This window comes from Pedobacter sp. ASV28 (assembly GCF_016428855.1).
Taxonomy (GTDB): Bacteria; Bacteroidota; Bacteroidia; order Sphingobacteriales; family Sphingobacteriaceae; genus Pedobacter.
Genome location: NZ_JAELTN010000138.1, coordinates 1 through 416 on the forward strand (window position 1 = coordinate 1; position 416 = coordinate 416).

1 protein-coding gene is annotated in these 416 nt (G+C 65.6%); it reads left to right on the top strand.

The window, feature by feature from the left end; all coding sequences use genetic code 11:
- Nucleotides 1–286 (top strand): hypothetical protein (locus JHD79_RS22540; RefSeq protein WP_233164849.1); only part of this gene is annotated, 286 nt, incomplete at its 5' end.
- Nucleotides 287–416 lie beyond the last annotated feature (130 nt).

Here is a 416-nt window from a genome sequence, read left to right on the forward strand (position 1 = left end):
CGCATACCCTGAGCCTTTGCGACCCACCGGACGCTGGAGCGTTCCTGCAACAAACTGCCACTGGTCCCCAATACTCGACCGCACAGTGTGGCGGCGCATGTTCTCCGACACCTCCTACCGCAAGACCGCGCGACGTTCCTGGTACCGATCGGACCGCACCGCCCGCCGCGCAATGCTGCGGTCTCTGACCCGTGACGCCCTGTTCGGCGGCGAGGTCGACGAGGACGTGATCGACAATCGCGTCGCCGGGCTGCACGCGGTGTACAGCGGCGGGTGGTGGGACTGACTCGCGGCGTGCCGTTACCGGTCCGCGAGCGACTCGGCCGCCGGCTGAGTTCAAACGCGATGAGACTCCCGTACGGTAACGTGAGCAGCTGGCAGCATCCGCAACGTAGACCCAGATAAGTACCTTGGAG